The organism is Acidisoma cellulosilyticum (assembly GCF_020621385.1).
Classification (GTDB): Bacteria; Pseudomonadota; Alphaproteobacteria; order Acetobacterales; family Acetobacteraceae; genus Acidisoma; species Acidisoma cellulosilyticum.
In genome coordinates, this window is sequence record NZ_JAESVA010000003.1 from 294,597 (window position 1) to 313,261 (window position 18,665).

Here is an 18,665-nt window from a genome sequence, read left to right on the forward strand (position 1 = left end):
GCATGAGGCTCCCCATGGCTGGCAATACCAAGGCTGTGACTGACGCAAGCTTCGATTCGGATGTCTTGAAGGCACCCGGCGTCGTCGTCGTCGATTTCTGGGCCGAGTGGTGCGGCCCCTGCCGCGCGATTTCCCCGGCGCTTGAAGAAATCTCGGCCGAATATGCAGGCAAGCTCACGATTGCCAAGGTCAATATCGACGAAAATCCGATGACGCCGAGCAACTATGCGGTGCGCGGCATCCCGACCTTGATCCTGTTCAAGGACGGCAAACCGGCCGCGACCCAGGTTGGCGCCGCTCCCAAAAGCGTGCTCAAGGCCTGGATCGAGCGTAGCCTTTAAGGAATGACGTCCTTGGCGATTCGTGAGCCTCTGATCCGCGTGATCGCCATGCCGGCGGATACCAACCCCGCCGGCGATATTTTCGGCGGCTGGCTGCTGGCGCAGATGGACTTGGCGGCGGGCAACCTTGCCCACCGCATCGCCAAGGGCCGCTGCGTCACGGTCGCCCTCGACGGAATGGCCTTCCTGGCGCCGGTTCATGTGGGGGATGAGGTCAGCTTCTATGCCGACCTTCTCTCCATGGGCCGGACCTCGATGAAGATCTCGGTCGAGGCCGAGCGGCGCACCCGTTACCAGGCAGAAACCGTGCCCGTGACCAAGGCCGTCTTTACCTTCGTCGCGATCGACGAGGACCGTAAGCCGCGCCCCATTAAGGAAGGCGACGGCGGCTGAGGGTTGGTTTAGTCGCCTGCTCGAAAGGGTAGATCCGCGGAATGAATCCGCGGACGACGGAGAAAGAGGGAGCTCCTCCTTACCAATCGTCATCCGCGCACTTGTTGCGCGGACCTACCCGATCACGTCAGCGGAACGGCCCCTAGCTTCGACCCTAGAACCCGCCCGGCGGGATCATCATGCGCCGCGCCGTGGGTTTGCGGGCGGCATTGATCGCCGCATCCAGCGCCGCCAGAAAGCGAGACTTGTCTTCCCGCGTCAGCCCATCCGGCCCGCGCGTATTGGCACCGAAGGAGCGCAGATGCTCCGCGACCGCCCGCCCTGCCAGCGCCGTCCCGATATTGTCTTCCGTCCAGTGATGCCCGCGCGGCGATAGCGCCTTGGCGCCCTTCTCCAGACAGCGGGACGCGAGCGGGATATCGGCGGTGATACAGACATCGCCGGACGCGATCTGATCGGCGATCCAATCGTCCGCGACATCCGGCCCTTCGGAGACCGTGATCATCTCGACATTGGGCCGCCCGGTCGGGCGCAGAGGCCTTGATCCGTTTGCGACGACGAAGACTTTGAGGGAGAGGCGGTCGGCGACGCGATAGACTTCGTCCCGAACGGGACAGGCGTCACCGTCTACGTAAAGAATGGTCATGCGGCTGGTTAGCGCATCCGCACGAGCAATCTCAAGCCAACAATCTCAGACCCAGAGCCTGATCGATCAAGCTCTGGGGTGCGCGAGAGGCGCCTGAAGGGCGTCGCCTGAGCAACAGGCTAGGCTGCGACGACCTGCATCTCGCCCAGATAAGCGTCGCGGACATGCTCGTTTTCGCGCATTTCGGCGGCAGGGCCCGACAGCACGACCCGGCCGGTCTGCAGGACATAGGCGCGATGAGCAATGGACAGCGCCATGGCCGCATTCTGCTCCACCATGAAGATGGTGACACCCTGCCGGTTGATCTGCTGGATGATGTCGAAGGTCTGTTCCACGAAGAGCGGCGACAGGCCCATGGACGGCTCGTCCATGCAGATCAGCTTGGGCCGCGCCATCAGCGCCCGGCCAATGGCGACCATCTGCTGCTCGCCGCCCGACAGCGTGCCGGCCTGCTGCTCCCGCCGCTCCTTCACGCGCGGAAACAGCGTATAGACCCGCTCCAGATCCTGATCGAAATCGGCGCCGCGCTTGCGCGTGAAGGCGCCCATTTCCAGATTCTCAAAAACCGTCATGCGTGGGAACAGCCGGCGCGCTTCCAGCACCGGCGCGATGCCGCGCTTCACCCGCTCGGCGGTCGGCAGGCGGTCGATCCGCTCGCCCTCGAACACCACTTCCCCCGAGGTCGGCCGCACGATGCCCATGATTGTCTTCATGGTCGTGGACTTGCCGCAGGCATTGCCACCCAGCAGGCAGATGATCTCGCCCGCGCCCAGATTGTAATTGACGTCCTTCAGAACGTGCAGATCGCCGTAGTACGTATTGACGTTACGGAACTCAAGCATGGGCGGCAGCCCCCCGGCCAAGATAAGCTTCCAGAACCTGTTCGTTGCGCCGTACTTCCTCCGGCAAGCCTTCGGTCAGCTTCTCGCCGTGGTCGAGGACGATGACCTTGTCGGCGATGCGCGTGACCACGTCGAGCTTATGCTCGATGATCAGCACCGTCAGCCCCAGCGCGTGCAGGCCCTTGATCTGCTCGGCCAGTTCCAGGCTTTCCGAGGTATTCATGCCCGCCGTCGGCTCATCGAGCAGAAGCAGCTTCGGCTTGGAGGCCAGCGCGCGAGAAATCTCGACACGGCGACGATTGGCATAGGACAGGCCGACCACCGTCTGACCCAGGCGCGGCATCAGGCGATTGCCGAAGATCTTCGCGATCTCCAGCACCCAGTCCCGTCCCGCCGCCTCTTCCGTCAGTTTTTTGGGCGAGCGGAAGACGGCCGAGAACGGCCCGGCCCTCAACCGCGCATGCAGGCCGACCATGATGTTCTCGGCCACCGTCATCGTCGTGAACAGACGGATATTCTGGAAGGTGCGGGCAATGCCCGTCTTCAAAATCTGGTCCGAGCGCAGGCCCAGAATCTCGTTGCCCTGGAACAGGATGCTGCCCTCACCCGCTCGCACCAGACCAGTGATGGTATTGAAGAGGGTCGATTTGCCGGACCCGTTCGGCCCGATGACGGCGACCACGCTGCCAGCCGGCACCGTGATATTGACCTTGTTGAGCGCGACCAGACCGCCGAACCGCACGGTCAGGTCGTTGATCTCCAACATCGGCACCGCGCCAGGCGCGTGAATATAGCCTTCGCCGCCGATCTGGGAGAGCGTGACGTCTTCCGCCCGCACATGGGTCTGCACGGTCGCATGCTGCTGCTCGAAAGACAGCGCGCGCTGGCGCCGGTTGGCCGGGATCAGCCCCTCGCGGCGATAGAGCATCATGAGAACGAGGATGATGCCGAAGATAAGCTCGCTCGCCTGGGTCAGGTCGATCGAACTCAGGTAATTGTTGTGGATGGCGTCGCCGAAGGCGTTCACCCATTGTGTCAGGTCGCCCAGGAACCAGGACTGCAGCAATTGCAGCAGCACCGCACCCAAAACCACGCCCCAGACGCTGCCCAAACCGCCCAGCACGACCATGACCAGGATCATGATGGAGACGGGAAAGCCGAACATATCCGGCGTCGCGGTCTGCAGCTTGGCGACATAGAAGGTGCCGGCCATGCCGGCGAAGGCCGCGCCCAGGCCGAAGGCGAGAAGCTTGAAGCGCGTCAGGTTGATGCCCATGGCACCGGCCGCGATCTCATCGTCGCGGATTGCCATCCAGGCGCGACCGATGCGGCTTTCGCGCAGGCGCGTGCTGGCGAAGATCAGGAAGGCCACCACGCCGATGCCGACATAGTAATAGGGCGTGGCATCGATGCCGAATTTGTAGCTGAACACCGTGGGTGATGCGATGCCGTTCAACCCGGCGGCGCCATTGGTCAGCCCCGTCCAGTTGCGCGCCACGATCGGCACGATCTCGCCGAAGCCGAGGGTCACGATGGCGAGGTAATCACCGCGCAGGCGCAGCGTGGGCGCGCCGAACAGGATGCCGAAAAAGGCGGAGATGACGCCCGAAATCGGCAGCATCAGCCAGAAGGAGACGGTGAAGTGGACCAGCGCATGGTCGTTCTGCACCACCTTGTGCACCAGGCCGAGGGCCGCGAAAGGTACCCAGAAGCCGCTCCAGTCCGGCGTGATCTGCCAGGAGGTCAAAATGCCATAGGCATAGGCGCCGATCGCGAAGAAGGCCGCATAGCCGAGATCGAGAAGACCGCAGAAGCCGACGACGATATTGAGGCCGAGGGCGAGTGCGGCATAGGCCGCCGCATTGCCGGCCGCGTCGATATTCGCCTGATCGCCGGTGATGACGGGGAACAGCACGGCAAGGACCGCGAGCAGGGCAATTGCCCCGGTGCGGACAGCGGGCTTGTCGAAGGGCGCCGTCAGCCATTGCCACTTCGCGGGCGGCGCCTGAACCGTATGCAGGGCGTTGGTATTCTCATGTCCCGGCTTGGCATCGGGGGGCGCGGTTGTCGTATCCATGTGCCGATCTCCTTCAGGACTTGGTGGGCGCAAGACGCCCGAGCAGGCCGGCAGGACGGCAGACGAGAACCAGGACGAGCAGGGAGAAGATGATGACATCGGCCCATTTGGCGCCGATATACTGCCCGGCCATGGCTTCGATCAGACCGATGAGGAGACCGCCGATCATGGCGCCCGGAATATTGCCGATGCCGCCGAGCACGGCGGCGGTGAAGGCGCGCAGACCGGCAGTGAAGCCGATGCCGAAATTGGTGAAGTTGTAGTAAAGGCCGAAGATAAATCCGGCGGCGCCGGCCAGCGCCGAGCCCAGGAAGAAGGCGGTCATGATGACGCGGTTGACGTCCACACCCATCATCAGCGCGGCATCGGGGTCCTGCGCCGTGGCACGCATGGCCTTACCCAGCTTGCTGCGCTGCACGAATAAATAAAGCCCGCCCATCAACACGGCCGACAGCGCCCAGATGATGAACTGGAACACCGTGATCTGCGCGGTGCCGATGTGCAAAGCGACGGACGGAATGGGGTTCGGGAAGTTCTTGGTATTTGCCCCCATCGTCAGCATGACCGCATTCGACAGAACGTAGGACACGCCGATGGTGGTGATCATCGCCATCGGACCCTGCACGCCGCGCAGCGGTCTCAAGGCCAGTCTTTCGATTCCAACGCCCAGCATGCCGCAGGCGACCATGGTCACGACCAGCGCCACCACCAGCACGCCGACCAGCGGGAAGCCGTGCAACAGGACCGTCTGCCCACTGAGGCCGAACAGGCTGAGCACGCCCATCGCGACAAAAGAGCCGATCATGAAAACATTGAAATGAGAGAAATTGATCAGCTCCATGATTCCGTAAACGATCGTGAAGCCAAGCGCGAGCAAAGCATACATCGCACCCAGGCTGAGACCGTTGACGAATTGCTGGAGGAGGAGATCGAAAGGTGACATTCTTAAAAGATCCCGGATCTCAACAGAAATTTTTAAGGTGAACCGCAGGCAGCGCCATCTCATTCCCAAGCTTTGTCAGCGTGAATACTGACGGGCCATCTGACGGAATGAATGCGCGACACGGGCATTGACCAAGCGTCATCTTGCCGGACCGTGCAGCATCTTAAGAAGAAGGGGCGCCCCTGACGGGACACCCCTTTTACCAAAAATCAATCAGCTCTGCGGCGCAACGCCGATGTATTTGAACTGATGAATCGCGTCATCGAGCGGGAAGCTCGGGTTATGCACGATCTGGAACACGCTGACGACGCGCTGCTTCACGTCGCCATTGGCGTCGAAGGAGACCGCGCCCTGCAGCGTATCGACGGTGGAGCCCGCAATCGCCGCGCGCACGTTCTCACGCGTCGGCTGCTTGCCTTCCGCGATCACCTTCTTCAGCGCGGCGAGAATAACGAGCACGCCGTCATAGGCGGTGATCGCGTAGTCATCCGGCGATCCGTTGAAGGCGGAGGTGTATTCGTTCAGCCAGTTCGCGATCTTCGGATCTTCCGTCATATGCGGCGACGCGTTGGTCACATACCAACCTTCGGCCGCCGGGAAGCCCGCACCGGTCGTGATGTCCGGCGTATACATGCCGTCGCCGCCACCCTTCTTGATGGTCGGCACGATTTCGTAAGCCTGCTTCACCAGCTTTACGCCGGCGCCGCTGACGCCACCGTAATAGAGCGAGGTCGCGCTGAGCGACTTGATCTTGGTCAGAACGGCCGAATAGTCGGACGCGGTCGGGTCGAGACGGTCACGGCCGAGGATCTTCAGGCCCTTGGCTTCGGCCTGCTTCTGGAAGGCATCGGCCAGGCCCACGCCGTAAGCGCCGCTATCGTCCAGCACATAGACATCCTTCACGCCGAGCGTCTCGGCATAGAAGTTCGCCATGTTCGGGCCCTGGAAGGCGTCGGTCGTGACGGTGCGGAAGAAGGTCGGCTTGCCGCTCGGCATATACTGCGCGGCGAATTGCGGGTTGGTGAGGTCCGGATTGGTCGCGGAGGGCGTGATCATCGCGACATTGCCTTCGCTGAGGATCGGCGCCATCGCCTTGGCGGAGCCGCTCATCTCAGGCCCGATCGCGGCCAGAACCTTCTCGTTGGAGACGAATTTGCGGGCATTGGTCGCGGCCTGCGCCGGATCATACTGGCCGGCCGTTGCCGTCGCATCGTTCAGCACGAGCGGCTTCAGCGTGTAGCCGGGCAGTTCGTTGGCGTCATTGGCCTGCTGAATGCCCAGCAGCGCGCCGTTCATCATGCGCTTGGCGCCGGCGGCATCCGAGCCCGTGATGGGCAGGTTGATGCCGATGATGATGACCTTGCTATCCGCTGCCATCGCACCGCGCGGCAGGCCGAGCGCTGCCCCCAATGCGGTACCTGCCAGAAGGGTTGCCGCAGAACGTCTCGTAATCATCAATAGATCTCCTAGATCAGAACTTGCGCGCTGTGTGAGGGCTGAGGCACGACGCCGCCTGACACAAGCAAGCATCGCGCCACAGGAGAAGTCTAGATGGAAAATAACGCTTGGGTTAATCCTTGGGCGTGGTCAAGCCTTAGCTTTTGAAGGCTTTGTCCCAAACAACCCGGCTATAGGCACCATCGGGCTGTTTTGTGATCACAGGTGTCGATTTCGTCGACAGAAGTTCTTCGACTGTACGCTGATAATCTGCAGTCTGCAGATAGCCCCAGGGCGAGGTCCCCAGCAGCTTCGCGATGCCTTCGACCATGCGGGTCTGATGTTGCTTCGTCAAGACGCCAGCGGTATCCGCCGCAAGCAGTATTTGAACCGCTTCGACCTGATGCGTCGCGGCATAATCCCAGCCCTCCTTCGAGGCTTTCAGGAATCGCGCGAGCCTATCCACTTTTGCCGGGTCATTCAGGGAGGATTGCAGAACATAAAGGCCATCCTCCAGCGTCGCGACATGTTCCGCCTGATACTTGAAGACCAGAAGTTGAGCGGGCTTCATGCCGGCCTCGATCAACTGCCAGTATTCATTATAGCTCATGGTCGAAATACAGGCGGCCTCCTTCTGCAGCAGCGGATCGACATTGAACCCCTGTTTCAGCACCGTCACGTCCGGATGGGCGCCATCGGTACTGTAGCCCAGCTTCGCCATCCAGGACAGAAACGGATATTCATTGCCCGAGAACCAGACGCCGAGCGTCTTGCCCTTGAAATCGGCCGGCGTTTTGATGCCGCTATCGCGGCGGCAGGTCAGTTCCATACCCGAATTCTGGAAGACCTGAGCGATATTGACGATGGGCACGCCCTTCTCGCGCGTTGCCAGCGCCGAAGGCATCCAGTCGATCACGACGTCCGCGCCACCGCCGGCCAGGACCTGATCGGGATTGATATCCGGGCCACCCGGCTTGATCGTCAGGTCAAGATTCTCGGCTTTATAGAAGCCCTTCGCCAAAGCCACGTAATAGCCGACGAACTGGCCCTGCGTGACCCACTTCAATTGCAGGCTGAGCGGATCGGCCGCCTGCGCCGCTCGCGCGGTCAGCGGTGCGGTCGTGGCCAATGCCCCAACTCCCAGGGCAAAGGCAGCACCGACCCCGAGCAGGAAGCGCCGCCATGGTTGTCGCATCATAATCCCCCCAGATTGAGCTTAGGCGCATAGTGAAGCAGCAATCACGCGCCATCGCAGCAAGATTGATGCCGCAGGCCAAGGATCAGCGGGAAATAATGCGGCAAGAAACGGTTCGATCGTTACGGGATCGGCCGGACGCCGTGCTAGCGACGGTCGGCGCCACGGATCGACGGATGCCAGAAGGTCACGACCCGCTCGATCAGGGTGATCAGCACGAAGGCCGCACAGCCCGTCACGGCCGCCACCACGATCGTCGCCCAGACGATATCGAGGTTCATGCGCGCGGCTTCGGTCGAGATGCGGAAGCCCATGCCGCGGGTCGGCGTGCCGAAGAACTCCGCCACCACGGCGCCGATCAAAGCGAGCGTCGCATTCAACTTCAACGCATTGAAGATCATGGGCATGGCCACCGGCAGGCGCAGGCTCAGCAGCGTCCGCCAATAGCCGGCGGCATAGGTCTGCATCAGATCCCGCTCCATGGCGTCGGTTGAGGCAAGCCCTGCCCGCGTATTAACCAGCATGGGAAAAACGGTCATCAGCACCACGACCGCCGCCTTGGACTGCCAGCCGAAGCCGAACCACATGACCATGATCGGCGCGATGCCGATAATCGGCAAAGCGCTGATGAGATTGCCGAGCGGCGTCAGCCCGCGCTGCAGGAAGGGCGAGCGGTCGATGGCCAGCGCCAGCAGAAAGCCGATGCCGCAGCCCAGGGCAAAGCCCGCCAGCACGGCATGCAGCACGGTCTGGACGAAATCCGCCCAAAGGATCGGGAGATTATGGGCGATCGCGAGAGCGATCCTGGACGGCGGGGGCAAAATGACGAAGGGCACATGCAGCCCCGTCACCAGCATCTCCCACAGCCAGATCACCAGCAGGCCGAACAGCAAGGGTGAGGCAATACGGTCGGCCCGGTCATCACCGCGCGCGAATAGCGACAGGCCGGTGAGCGTGAGCACCAGGGCAATCGCGGCCATGATCCAGGGAAGATCGCCGAAATTGCGCAGGGAAATCCACGACAGCGTACAAAACAGCAGCCCGGCCGCCGCCATCATCCATTGCGCGCCGCCCCGCTGAACGCCGCGAACGGCGCGGCCGCTCACAACCGTCCGCCCCGCATCAGAACGACGCCACGTTCCAGCAGCGTCACCGCCAGCAACCCCGCCAAGGCAAGCAGACTGGCCATGACGAGCGCGCTCCACATCATCATGGTCTGTCCGTAATAGCTCCCCGCCAGTAAGCGCGCGCCGAGGCCGACCTGCGCGCCCGTCGGCATTTCCGCGACGATGGCGCCCGTCACGGCCAAGGCGACGGCGACTTTAAGGCTCGGAAACAGAAAGGCCATGCCAGCGGGCCAGCGCAGCTTGGCAAAGACCGTCATCTCTCCGGCGCTATAGGTATGCATCAGGTCAAGCTGCAAGGGGTCGGGCGTGCGAAAGCCCTTCACCATGCCGACCGTCACCGGAAAGAAGGTGAGATAGGCGACGATCGCGGCCTTCGGCGTCAAACCGGTGACGCCCATGGACCCCAGCGCCACGACCAGCATCGGCGCGATTGCCAGGATCGGAATGGTCTGGCTCGCGATCACCCAGGGCATCACGGAACGATCCAGCGTGCGGACATGCACGATACCGATGGCGAGCAGGATGCCGAAGATAAGCCCGAAGATAAGACCGATAACGGTCGTCGCGGCCGTATAGCCCGCCTGCAGCAGCAGGTTGCGCGGCGAGGACAAGGGAAAACCGAAGACGCTGTCGATCAGCGCCGAAGCGATCTGATCGGGCGCGGGCAAGACCGGCCTATCCATCGACCAGCAGGCTTGCGCCAAGGCCCAAAGCCCGTGCGGTTGATCGGGGTCCATCAATGCTTCGGCCTGCGGCGCGTTCAACCAGACCGCCGCCGCATACCAAAGGATCAGCACCGCGATCAGCACGGTCACGATCGGCAGGATTTTCTGCGTCATATGCCCCTACCGTCGCCCGCGGACACATTTTTTCCCGTCGCCCGCGGACTTGTTCCGCGGGTCTACCCGTTCGCGCGCCCAGACCAATTTCGTCATGCGCCGCGCACATTTTTTCCCGTCGCCCGCGGACTTGTTCCGCGGGTCTACCCGTTCGGGCACCCAGGCCAGGTTTGGGCGCCGTAACGGGTCGGTGCCCGGCATGACGGTGATCTCACGCATGTCCATGGCCGTCATGCAGCGCGGTCCTGACGCGCTTCGACAACGCCAGAAACTCAGGCGTCTCGCGGTCTTCCAACCGCCGCGCGCGCGGCAGGGTGCTCTCGATCACCTCCACCACCCGACCCGGACGTCGCGACATGACCACAATATGGGTCGAGAGGAAGACGGCTTCGGGGATCGAATGGGTGACAAAGACAGCGGTCAATCCGGTGCGCGCCCAAAGCTCATGCAGATGCAGATTGAGCCCGTCACGGGTAATCTCATCCAGCGCGCCAAAGGGCTCATCCATCAACAGCAGGCTGGGCTTGAAACTCAGCGCGCGGGCGATGGAGACGCGCTGCTGCATGCCGCCTGACAATTGCCAGGGAAATTTGCCCGCGAAATCACCCAGGCCGACGAGATCAAGATTGCGCTTGGCCTCCGCCTGCCGCTCGGCACGACCCATGCCGATGATCTCCAGCGGCAGGGTGACATTGCGCGCGACCGACCGCCAAGGCAGCAAAGCCGGCGCCTGAAAGACATAGCCGTAAGCCCGCGCCAGACGGGCGGCCTCCGGCGTCATACCGTTCACCCGCAACAGGCCGGAGGTCGGCTGCACGAGGTCGGCAATGGCGCGCAGCAGCGTCGTCTTGCCGCAGCCGGACGGGCCGATGAGGGAGACGAAATCCCCCTGGCCGATGGTCAGACTGATGTCAGAGAGGGCAGCCGTCGCAGTCTCGCCCTGCCCGAACCGGATGGAGAGGTTGTCGGCGACGACTGCCGCCCCCGCCAAAGCGGAGCGATGCGAAAGCTCGGCCAGGCGTTCGGGCGCGTCCATCGTTCAGCTTTGGCCCGAGAGCTTCGCATCCATCGCCAGCACCGCCTGCAGCAGCACGGTGGCGCCGGCCGCGACATGGCCAGGCTCGGCGCTTTCGATCTCATTATGGCTGATGCCGCCAGCGCAGGGCACGAAGATCATCGTCGTGGGTGCGACCGCCGCGACATAGGCCGAATCATGCCCCGCGCCAGAGATGATGTTCCGATGCGCGAAGCCGGCCTGAACCGCCGCCGCCCGCACCGCGCCCACGCAATCGGCGTCGAAATGCACGGAAGGCGAATTCCAGATACAGGTGAGGTCGGCGGCAACGCCGCTGGAAGCCGCGACCGTCGCTAAGCGCTCGGTCAGCTTCTGCTCCATCACGGCCAGCACGGTGTCATCGGGGTCCCGGAAATCGACGGTGAAGAAGGTCTCGCCCGGAATAACGTTGCGGCTATTGGGTCGCGCCTCGATCAGCCCGACCGTGCCGACCGCATTGGGACCGTGTTCCAGCGCGATCTGATGCACGACTTCGATCATCCGCGCGGTCGCGACCAGCGCGTCCTGGCGCAGATACATGGGCGTGGACCCCGCATGGCTGTCGACGCCCGTCACCGTCACCTCATACCAGCGCATGCCCTGCACGCCGGTGACGACACCGATGACCTTGTCCTCGGCCTCCAGGATCGGCCCCTGTTCGATATGCAGCTCGAAATGCGCGGCCAGCGGATGGTCGCCGCAGGGCTCCTCGCCGATGAAGCCGATATCGCGCAGCGCATCGCCGAAGCGCACGCCGTCGCGGTCCTCGCGAGCATAGGCCCAGTCCTTCGTGAACTTGCCCGCGAAAACACCGGAGGAGAGCATGGCCGGCGCGAAGCGGCTGCCTTCCTCATTCGTCCAGTCGATCACCTCGATCGGGTGGGTCGTCTCATAGCCCGCATCCTGCAGCGTGCGCAGCAGTTCCAGGCCCGAGAGCACGCCGATGATACCGTCGAACTTGCCGCCCGTGGGTTGGGTATCGAGATGGCTGCCGATCGCGATCGGCGGCAGGCTGTTATCCTTCCCCGGCCGGCGCGCGAAGATATTGCCCATATCGTCGATCTTGACCTCGCAACCAGCAGCCTCGCAGGCGGCTATGAACCAGCGCCGCACGTCGGCGTCCAGCTCCGTCAGTGTCAGCCGCTTGATGCCGCCCTTAGGCGTGCCGCCGATTTTGGCGGTGTCCAGAATGCTGTCCCAAAGACGGACGGGGTCGATGGCAAGGTTGGTCGCGAGGCTCATACCAAGGCTTTCGTCGATAACGGAGGATTATCCACCCGCAAAGGATTGTTCGGGTGCTCTTTCCAGGTCGAGAAGGCAAGGCCGGTCTCGGCCGGGTTCATGGTGATGCAATTGTCGACCGGGCAGACATGAGCACATAGGTTACAGCCCACGCATTCCGCCTCGATCACCTCATAGTGCCGCTTGCCATCCACGCGCGTGGCGCCGATCGCCTGATGCGCCGTATCCTCGCAGGCGATGTGACACAAGCCGCATTGGACGCAAAGATCCTGGTCGATATGGGCAAGCGTCTTGAAATTGATATTGAGGTCTTCCCAATGCACGAAATTGGGAATCGCCTTGCCCTGAAAATCCTTGATGCGGGCATAGCCTTTCTGATCCATCCAATTGGACAGACCATCCGTCAGATCCTCGATGATACGGAAACCATGATGCATCGCGGCGGTACAGATCTGCACCGTGCCTGACCCGAGCGCGATATACTCCGCCGCGTCGTTCCAGGTTGATATGCCACCGATGCCGGAGATCGGCAGACCGGCCATTGCGCGGTCACGCGCGATTTCGCCCACCATGCGCAGTGCAATCGGCTTCACGCCCGGGCCGCAATAGCCGCCATGCGTGCCCATGCCGCCCACCACCGGCGTCGGCGCCATGGCATCCAGATCGATCGACATGATCGACATGATCGTATTGATCAGGGACACGGCATCCGCGCCACCCCGCCAGGCGGCGCGCGCGGGCGCCAGAATATCCGTCACATTCGGCGTCAGCTTCACAATGGTCGGCATGCGGCTGTGCTGCTTGCACCAGCGCGTGACCATTTCAACATAGTCGGGCACCTGCCCGACCGCCGCGCCCATGCCGCGCTCGCTCATGCCATGCGGGCAACCGAAATTCAGTTCGATCCCGTCCGCGCCGGTATCTTCGACGAGAGGAAGAATCTTCTTCCAGGCATCTTCCTCGCAGGGCACCATCAGACTGACGATGATCGCGCGATCCGGAAAATCCCGTTTCACGGATTTGATTTCGCGCAGGTTCACATCCAGCGGACGATCCGTGATCAGCTCGATATTGTTGAAACCCATGATACGGTTGCCGCCATAGCTGGCGGCCCCGTAGCGGCTGGAAACATTGACGATCGGCGGGTCCTCGCCCAGCGTTTTCCACACCACGCCGCCCCAGCCCGCCTTTAACGCGCGGACGACATTATATTCCTTGTCGGTCGGCGGCGCGGAAGCCAGCCAGAAGGGATTGGGTGACTTGATGCCGGCGAAATTGACGGAGAGGTCGGCCAAGGTTTCGGTCTCCGTTCGTCAGGTTGACAGATAACGGTTGATGGCAATCGCGGCGTCCCGCCCGTGGGCGACCGCCTGCACGGTCAGATCCTCGCCCGCGCTGACGCAATCACCGCCCGCGAAAACGCCAGGCAGCGAGGTCTGATAGGTCTGATCCACACCGATACGATTGGCGAAGGATGCTGGCGCGCTTGCCGGCGTCAGCGGTTCGGGCAGAAAACTTTGCCCCACGGCCTTCAGCACCAGATCGGCGGGCAAGGTCACGCGCTCATCGGTCACGACCAGTTTTCCTGCGTCCAGCCTGGTTCGGCCGAATGCCACCGCACTGTGCTCGATCGCGACCGGTGCCAGCCAATGGCGGATCGTCACGCCATGCGTCTGCGCCCATTCCTGTTCGACCTTGGTGGCTCCCATTTGCTCCGGCCCACGGCGGTAGGCCAAGGTCACGGTCTCGGCACCGAGCAACCGCACCTGCGTCGCGGCATCGATCGCGGTATTGCCACCACCGATGACGATGACATTCCCGCGCGCAAGCGCAGCCGCCTGCACAGGGTCCTGCCGCAGCAGCTCGATGAAGCCCAGCGCGTCCATGACGCCCGCCTGATCCTCGCCCGGCACGCCGAGCGCATTGGGGTCCGCCAGACCGATCGCGAGAAACACCGCATCGAAGGCCTGCCGCAGATGATCGAGCGTCAGATCCGGGCCGAGCGGCGTCTCATATTCGATGGTGATACCGCCGATCCCCAGGATGAAAGCCACTTCGCGCTGCGCGAAATCATCCACCACCTTATAGGCGGCGATGCCGTATTCGTTCAGGCCGCCGGGCTTGGGCCGCGCCTCGAACACCACAACGTCATGGCCGAGCATAGCGAGCCGGTGCGCGCAGGCGAGGCCGGCGGGGCCGGCGCCGACCACGGCGATGCGCTTGCCCGTCAGCGGCGCGCGGGTGAAAGGCTGCTCACCGGTTGCCATCAGAACATCGGTTGCATAGCGCTGCAGACTGCCGATGGTGACCGGCTTGCCTTCCTGCGCTTCACGCACGCAAGCTTCCTCGCAGAGGATTTCCGTGGGGCAGACGCGGGCACAGCCGCCGCCGAAGATATTGCTTTCCAGGATCGTCACAGCTGAGCCGCGCACATTGCCGGTGCGGATCTTGCCGATGAAGCCCGGAATATCGATGCCGGTGGGGCAGGCTTCGACGCAGGGCGCGTCGTAACAGAAATAGCAGCGGTCAGCCTCGACCCGCGCCTCGTCACGCGACAGTGGTGCCGCCATTTCCCCAAGCTTGATCGCCACTTCCGCGACCGAAGCGTGCTTGCCTAAAATCTGTTCGCCAAGCCCTTCCGACATTCAGTCCCCCGCTTTGACGATCCATGGATGCTGCTGAAAGCAGCACGAGGTGTCAACGGACCGAAGGCGGAGCCTTCCCAAGCCCGTCTGGCCAGTACACCATAGGCTAGCGTTTCGCTTTGGAGGAAGTCATGTCCCTTCTCATTCGCGGCGGCGAGGTTGTGACCGCCGACCGGCGTTACCGGGCCGATGTGCTCTGCGAAGGCGGCGTGATCCAGGCGATCGGGCCGGATATGGAGGCGCCGGCGGGCGCGGAAATTCTGGACGCCGGCGGATTGCTGGTCATGCCGGGCGGTATCGATCCGCATACGCATATGGAACTGCCCTTCATGGGCACGGTGGCCAGCGAGGATTTCTATACCGGCACGGCGGCCGGCCTGGCCGGCGGCAACACGATGATCATCGACTTCGTGATCCCCGCGCCCGGCGCGTCGTTACTTGAAAGCTATAAGACCTGGCGCGGCTGGGCCGAGAAGGCAGCGGCCGATTACAGCTTCCATGTCGCCGTCACCCATTGGTCCGATCAGGTGCATGAGGAGATGGGTATCCTCGCGCGCGACCATGGCGTGAACAGCTTCAAGCATTTCATGGCGTATAAGGGCGCCATCATGGTCGATGACGATATCCTGCTGCGCAGTTTTACGCGCGCATTGGAGTTGGGGGCGATCCCGACCGTCCATGCCGAGAATGGCGAAGCGGTCGCCTTCATGCAGAAGTCCTTGCTGGCGCAAGGCATCACCGGACCGGAAGGCCATGCGCTGTCCCGTCCGCCTGCCGTTGAGGGGGAGGCCGCGCAGCGTGCCATCACCATTGCCGGGCTGATCGGCGCGCCGGTCTATATCGTCCATGTCTCGACGGAAGAAGCCGCTAGCGCCATCGCGCGCGCGCGCGCGGCCGGTCAGCGCGTCTATGGCGAGGTTCTGCCGCAGCAACTGGTGATCGACGAAAGCGTCTACCAGAACAAGGATTTCGCAAGCGCCGCCGCCTATGTCATGAGCCCGCCGTTCCGTCCCAAGCATCATCAGAAAGCGCTTTGGGCCGGATTGATGTCAGGTCAATTGCAGACGACGGCGACCGATCATTGCGCCTTCTGCGCGCCGCAAAAGGCAGCCGGTAAGGACAATTTCACTTTGATTCCCAACGGCACGGCCGGGATCGAAGATCGCATGAGCGTGCTCTGGCATCATGGTGTCGTCAGCGGGCGCCTGACGCCGTCGGAATTCGTCGCCATCACCTCCACCAATACCGCGAAGATCTTCAATATCCACCCGCGCAAGGGCGCGGTCGAAATCGGCGCCGATGCCGATCTGGTTCTGTGGGATCCGTCCTCCAGCCGTGTGATTTCCGCCAAGACCCATCACCAGAATATCGATTTCAATATCTACGAAGGGATGGAAGTCACTGGCCTTGCCGCGACCACGATCTCTCAGGGAAAGATCGTCTGGCATAAGGGCGATTTGCGGACGGTGAAGGGCACCGGCCGATACATCGACCGCCCCTGCTTTCCGCCGACATTTGAGGCGCTATCCAAGCTCAACGCGGCGACAAAGCCCGTGGGCGTCGTGCGGTAGTTAGCTCAGCAATTGGGCGCTTTGTCCCTGTTGCGTGAGCAGGGACACAGCTTTCTTGTCAAATGAGACGAAAGTTTCGCCGCCAAGCCAACGCCCCTCAAAGGCGATCACGCCATCTGCAAAATCGCCGCCTGCTTGCAGCACAGCGAAACCTGCCTCGACCGCCGCGCGATCAACCGCAACATTCTCCGCACTCACCAAGGTTGTCAGTGCGATTAGGATGTCTTCCTTGCCGAGATTGTAAATCCGCCGAAGCACGCATACCAACTCGCATAAGGACGAGAGCGAAATCGCGATTGTCTCTGCCTCACTTAGCACTGTCATCGCGGCTGCCGCCTGCCGCGCATCGTCCTGCATCAAGGCGCGAACAAGGATATTCGTATCGGCCGTAACTTTCACGGCTCGCCAGCCCAGCCCGCCGCAGCCGCTTCATTGATTTCTTCAATCGTCGCCACTTTATGAGATTTTCCGGCGAGCAGGCCGAAGAAAGCCTCAATCTTCGCGGCTGGGCGCGCTGCCCTCAGACCAACCCGACCATCAGGGAGCTTATCTACCTCGATCTTGTCACCAGGACGGATTCCGAGGTGATTGAGTACGTCTTTGCGGAATGTGACCTGCCCGCGTGCCGTCACCGTGAGAATGGCCAATACACAACTCCCTCCATCATCATTGATGATAATTAATGCATATTTGCATTACTTTCAACTGCGATTGCTTCTGTCCTGCCTATGCCGGTACATGACGCATGGCCCAGCGCATCGCCTCCATCACCCTCCTCGTCGACGCCTATGACAAGGCCATCGCCTATTACGTCGGCGCGCTGGGCTTCCGGCTTGCGGTCGATACCGATCGCGGCGGCGGGGATCGCTGGGTGGAGATCACGCCGTCGGGCGGCGGTGTCGCGATCCGCTTGGCGGTCGCGAAAAACGACAAGCAGCGGCAGGCGATGGGCGCCCAGTCCGGCGGTCGCGTGTTATGCGTGCTTTATACGGATGATCTGGGGCGGGACGTCCTGGCCTATAAGGCCAGGGGCGTCATTTTTCAGGAAGAGCCGCGCCAGGAAGTCTATGGCGCGGTTGCCGTCTTCCAGGACTATCTCGGCAACCGCTGGGATCTTCTCCAACCGGCCGCCACCTAAAGCCCTTCACCCGCCTGCTTGCTTCGCCTCGATCGCAGTCAGCCGGCTTTCCAGGTCGCGTCGCCAGTTCAGGCCGGCGCCATAATTTCGGCCTTGATGGTCGTTTCCAGATCGTCGCGGGTCTCTTCCAAGCGCCGTTCCAGCCGCTTCACGCGGTCGAAGGTCGAGAGTGACAGCGTCCGCACATCGCCCAATTCGTAACGCAGGGATTTCACCTCGTCCCGAATTTCCCGCAGCAGCATATTCGTCAGGCTTTCGGTCTCGCTCATACAGCCTCATCAAACGGATCAGGCAGCCAGATAAACGATACTAGTTCGAACTGAAATGCAAATCCAGTTTGATCGAAGCTGACCCGGCCCTTGGCCTAATCGTCAGACGTAAAAACTTTCGCCGCAGCCGCAGCGGCCCTTTTCGTTCGGATTGACGAAGGTGAAGCCGGCCGAAAGCTTCTCGACCTTGTAGTCCATCTCCGTCCCGATCAGGAAAAGGCTCGCCTTGCGATCGACCAGCACGGTCTGGCCGTTATCGGTCACGACCTCATCGGTCGGGCCGGCCGCATCGACGAAGTCCATGTCGTAGGACAGGCCCGAGCAGCCCTTGGTGCCGACAGAAATCTTGAGCAGCTTGCCCTGCTGGCCACCGGCGTAAAGGGCGGCCAAGCGCGCGGCGGCGGCATCCGACAGTTTCATCAGCGGCGGCAACGCCCGGCGGCCCGGTTTCGGAGAGGCAGAACCCGTCTCGATGGTTTGGCTCATAACGTCCTTCTCCTCGATCAGAACATATTCATGGCAAGACGAGCCTCATCGCTCATCCGGCTCATATCCCATGGCGGGTCCCAGACGGTCTCGACATCGCAAGCCGTGACGCCGGGCACGACCATGATGGCTTCGCGCACCATGACAGGCAATTCCTGCGCGGAAGGGCAACCCGGCGCCGTCAGCGTCATCTCAACCTTGATCTTGCCGTCATCGGCGATATCGACGGCATAGATAAGGCCGAGTTCGTAGATATTCACCGGGATCTCAGGATCATAGACGGTCGCGATCGCCTCGATCACGGAATCCTCGCTGACCACGTCCTTGGCCGGCGGGGCAACCTCGCCGTCCGGCGTCCAGGCGTGATGCACGGCCTGATCCTCGGTCGCGTCCGGCTTTTGGCTAAGCTCGTCCATCTGT

At 62.4% G+C, this 18,665-nt stretch carries 21 protein-coding genes; 4 read left to right on the forward strand and 17 right to left on the reverse strand.

All coding sequences use genetic code 11. The features are described from left to right. The first annotated feature begins 14 nt into the window (after positions 1-14). Positions 15-341 carry a thioredoxin TrxA gene (gene trxA / locus ACELLULO517_RS10055; RefSeq protein WP_227307233.1) on the forward strand — a complete coding sequence of 109 codons (327 nt, stop codon included), beginning with the start codon at positions 15-17 and terminating at the stop codon, positions 339-341. A 48-nt stretch (positions 342-389) separates the two neighbouring features. Further along, positions 390-734: an acyl-CoA thioesterase gene (locus ACELLULO517_RS10060; protein ID WP_456304388.1), complete on the forward strand. Its 345-nt coding sequence runs from the start codon at positions 390-392 to the stop codon at positions 732-734. 154 nt (positions 735-888) lie between these two features. On the opposite strand, the gene ACELLULO517_RS10065 is transcribed toward ACELLULO517_RS10060, so the two are convergent. From ACELLULO517_RS10065 to ACELLULO517_RS10120, 12 genes are all read right to left on the reverse strand, one after another. Then, positions 889-1,380 (reverse strand): YaiI/YqxD family protein, encoded by a 492-nt coding sequence (locus tag ACELLULO517_RS10065; RefSeq protein WP_227307235.1) that lies wholly within the window; start codon positions 1,378-1,380, stop codon positions 889-891. A 119-nt stretch (positions 1,381-1,499) separates the two neighbouring features. Beyond that, a complete protein-coding gene (locus ACELLULO517_RS10070; protein WP_227307236.1) occupies positions 1,500-2,222 on the reverse strand; it encodes an ABC transporter ATP-binding protein in 723 nt (240 codons plus the stop codon). After that, positions 2,215-4,299: a branched-chain amino acid ABC transporter ATP-binding protein/permease gene (locus ACELLULO517_RS10075; protein ID WP_227307237.1), complete on the reverse strand. Its 2,085-nt coding sequence runs from the start codon at positions 4,297-4,299 to the stop codon at positions 2,215-2,217. Before ACELLULO517_RS10075 ends, ACELLULO517_RS10070 begins: the two co-directional genes overlap by 8 nt. A 13-nt stretch (positions 4,300-4,312) precedes the next feature. Further along, the gene (locus ACELLULO517_RS10080; RefSeq protein WP_227307238.1) at positions 4,313-5,242 is read right to left on the reverse strand and encodes a branched-chain amino acid ABC transporter permease; all 930 of its coding nucleotides are present in this window, start codon (positions 5,240-5,242) and stop codon (positions 4,313-4,315) included. Between the two features lie 213 nt (positions 5,243-5,455). After that, complete coding sequence (locus ACELLULO517_RS10085) at positions 5,456-6,697, reverse strand: branched-chain amino acid ABC transporter substrate-binding protein (RefSeq protein WP_227307239.1); 1,242 nt, start codon at positions 6,695-6,697, stop codon at positions 5,456-5,458. 139 nt (positions 6,698-6,836) lie between these two features. Beyond that, entirely contained in the window at positions 6,837-7,877 is a 1,041-nt protein-coding gene (locus ACELLULO517_RS10090; protein WP_227307240.1) for an ABC transporter substrate-binding protein, read from the reverse strand. Positions 7,878-8,020: 143 nt separating this feature from the next. Further along, the gene (locus ACELLULO517_RS10095; RefSeq protein ID WP_227307241.1) at positions 8,021-8,980 is read right to left on the reverse strand and encodes an ABC transporter permease; all 960 of its coding nucleotides are present in this window, start codon (positions 8,978-8,980) and stop codon (positions 8,021-8,023) included. Next, complete coding sequence (locus ACELLULO517_RS10100) at positions 8,977-9,840, reverse strand: ABC transporter permease (protein ID WP_227307242.1); 864 nt, start codon at positions 9,838-9,840, stop codon at positions 8,977-8,979. The genes ACELLULO517_RS10095 and ACELLULO517_RS10100 overlap by 4 nt, the downstream gene beginning before the upstream one ends. A gap of 211 nt (positions 9,841-10,051) precedes the next feature. Then, entirely contained in the window at positions 10,052-10,876 is an 825-nt protein-coding gene (locus ACELLULO517_RS10105; protein ID WP_227307243.1) for an ABC transporter ATP-binding protein, read from the reverse strand. A gap of 3 nt (positions 10,877-10,879) precedes the next feature. Further along, the gene (locus ACELLULO517_RS10110; protein ID WP_227307244.1) at positions 10,880-12,136 is read right to left on the reverse strand and encodes a Zn-dependent hydrolase; all 1,257 of its coding nucleotides are present in this window, start codon (positions 12,134-12,136) and stop codon (positions 10,880-10,882) included. After that, positions 12,133-13,431: an NAD-dependent dihydropyrimidine dehydrogenase subunit PreA gene (preA, locus tag ACELLULO517_RS10115; RefSeq protein WP_227307245.1), complete on the reverse strand. Its 1,299-nt coding sequence runs from the start codon at positions 13,429-13,431 to the stop codon at positions 12,133-12,135. The genes ACELLULO517_RS10110 and preA overlap by 4 nt, the downstream gene beginning before the upstream one ends. An 18-nt stretch (positions 13,432-13,449) precedes the next feature. Continuing rightward, complete coding sequence (locus tag ACELLULO517_RS10120) at positions 13,450-14,781, reverse strand: NAD(P)-dependent oxidoreductase (RefSeq protein ID WP_264481431.1); 1,332 nt, start codon at positions 14,779-14,781, stop codon at positions 13,450-13,452. A 131-nt stretch (positions 14,782-14,912) separates the two neighbouring features. Here ACELLULO517_RS10120 and hydA point away from each other — a divergent pair, with 131 nt between their 5' ends. Next, positions 14,913-16,352, forward strand: a complete 1,440-nt coding sequence (gene hydA, locus ACELLULO517_RS10125; RefSeq protein ID WP_227307246.1) for a dihydropyrimidinase — start codon at positions 14,913-14,915, stop codon at positions 16,350-16,352. Here hydA and ACELLULO517_RS10130 read toward each other — a convergent pair whose 3' ends face one another. Both ACELLULO517_RS10130 and ACELLULO517_RS10135 read right to left on the reverse strand, forming a co-directional pair. Next, entirely contained in the window at positions 16,353-16,751 is a 399-nt protein-coding gene (locus ACELLULO517_RS10130) for a type II toxin-antitoxin system VapC family toxin (protein ID WP_227307247.1), read from the reverse strand. Next, positions 16,748-16,999, reverse strand: coding sequence for an AbrB/MazE/SpoVT family DNA-binding domain-containing protein (locus ACELLULO517_RS10135; RefSeq protein ID WP_227307248.1), 252 nt, complete (start codon positions 16,997-16,999; stop codon positions 16,748-16,750). The genes ACELLULO517_RS10130 and ACELLULO517_RS10135 overlap by 4 nt, the downstream gene beginning before the upstream one ends. A gap of 98 nt (positions 17,000-17,097) precedes the next feature. On the opposite strand from ACELLULO517_RS10135, the gene ACELLULO517_RS10140 reads away from it, so the two are divergent. Beyond that, positions 17,098-17,490, forward strand: coding sequence for a VOC family protein (locus ACELLULO517_RS10140; protein ID WP_227307249.1), 393 nt, complete (start codon positions 17,098-17,100; stop codon positions 17,488-17,490). A gap of 68 nt (positions 17,491-17,558) precedes the next feature. On the opposite strand, the gene ACELLULO517_RS10145 is transcribed toward ACELLULO517_RS10140, so the two are convergent. From ACELLULO517_RS10145 to ACELLULO517_RS10155, 3 genes are all read right to left on the reverse strand, one after another. Beyond that, a complete protein-coding gene (locus ACELLULO517_RS10145; RefSeq protein ID WP_227307250.1) occupies positions 17,559-17,759 on the reverse strand; it encodes a hypothetical protein in 201 nt (66 codons plus the stop codon). 102 nt (positions 17,760-17,861) lie between these two features. Further along, complete coding sequence (locus ACELLULO517_RS10150; protein WP_227307251.1) at positions 17,862-18,245, reverse strand: HesB/IscA family protein; 384 nt, start codon at positions 18,243-18,245, stop codon at positions 17,862-17,864. Between the two features lie 17 nt (positions 18,246-18,262). After that, on the reverse strand, positions 18,263-18,661 hold the full coding sequence (locus ACELLULO517_RS10155) for an SUF system Fe-S cluster assembly protein (RefSeq protein WP_227307252.1): 399 nt from the start codon (positions 18,659-18,661) through the stop codon (positions 18,263-18,265). Positions 18,662-18,665: the final 4 nt, after the last annotated feature.

What these genes read in the sequence shown, in the direction of transcription:
- trxA (WP_227307233.1), top strand. Translation starts at nt 15, where the DNA reads ATGGCTGGCAATACCAAGGCTGTGACTGACGCAAGCTTCGATTCGGAT.
- ACELLULO517_RS10060 (WP_456304388.1), top strand. Translation starts at nt 390, where the DNA reads ATGCCGGCGGATACCAACCCCGCCGGCGATATTTTCGGCGGCTGGCTG.
- ACELLULO517_RS10065 (WP_227307235.1), bottom strand. Translation starts at nt 1,380, where the DNA reads ATGACCATTCTTTACGTAGACGGTGACGCCTGTCCCGTTCGGGACGAA.
- ACELLULO517_RS10070 (WP_227307236.1), bottom strand. Translation starts at nt 2,222, where the DNA reads ATGCTTGAGTTCCGTAACGTCAATACGTACTACGGCGATCTGCACGTT.
- ACELLULO517_RS10075 (WP_227307237.1), bottom strand. Translation starts at nt 4,299, where the DNA reads ATGGATACGACAACCGCGCCCCCCGATGCCAAGCCGGGACATGAGAAT.
- ACELLULO517_RS10080 (WP_227307238.1), bottom strand. Translation starts at nt 5,242, where the DNA reads ATGTCACCTTTCGATCTCCTCCTCCAGCAATTCGTCAACGGTCTCAGC.
- ACELLULO517_RS10085 (WP_227307239.1), bottom strand. Translation starts at nt 6,697, where the DNA reads ATGATTACGAGACGTTCTGCGGCAACCCTTCTGGCAGGTACCGCATTG.
- ACELLULO517_RS10090 (WP_227307240.1), bottom strand. Translation starts at nt 7,877, where the DNA reads ATGATGCGACAACCATGGCGGCGCTTCCTGCTCGGGGTCGGTGCTGCC.
- ACELLULO517_RS10100 (WP_227307242.1), bottom strand. Translation starts at nt 9,840, where the DNA reads ATGACGCAGAAAATCCTGCCGATCGTGACCGTGCTGATCGCGGTGCTG.
- ACELLULO517_RS10105 (WP_227307243.1), bottom strand. Translation starts at nt 10,876, where the DNA reads ATGGACGCGCCCGAACGCCTGGCCGAGCTTTCGCATCGCTCCGCTTTG.
- ACELLULO517_RS10110 (WP_227307244.1), bottom strand. Translation starts at nt 12,136, where the DNA reads ATGAGCCTCGCGACCAACCTTGCCATCGACCCCGTCCGTCTTTGGGAC.
- ACELLULO517_RS10120 (WP_264481431.1), bottom strand. Translation starts at nt 14,781, where the DNA reads ATGTCGGAAGGGCTTGGCGAACAGATTTTAGGCAAGCACGCTTCGGTC.
- hydA (WP_227307246.1), top strand. Translation starts at nt 14,913, where the DNA reads ATGTCCCTTCTCATTCGCGGCGGCGAGGTTGTGACCGCCGACCGGCGT.
- ACELLULO517_RS10140 (WP_227307249.1), top strand. Translation starts at nt 17,098, where the DNA reads ATGGCCCAGCGCATCGCCTCCATCACCCTCCTCGTCGACGCCTATGAC.
- ACELLULO517_RS10145 (WP_227307250.1), bottom strand. Translation starts at nt 17,759, where the DNA reads ATGAGCGAGACCGAAAGCCTGACGAATATGCTGCTGCGGGAAATTCGG.
- ACELLULO517_RS10150 (WP_227307251.1), bottom strand. Translation starts at nt 18,245, where the DNA reads ATGAGCCAAACCATCGAGACGGGTTCTGCCTCTCCGAAACCGGGCCGC.
- ACELLULO517_RS10155 (WP_227307252.1), bottom strand. Translation starts at nt 18,661, where the DNA reads ATGGACGAGCTTAGCCAAAAGCCGGACGCGACCGAGGATCAGGCCGTG.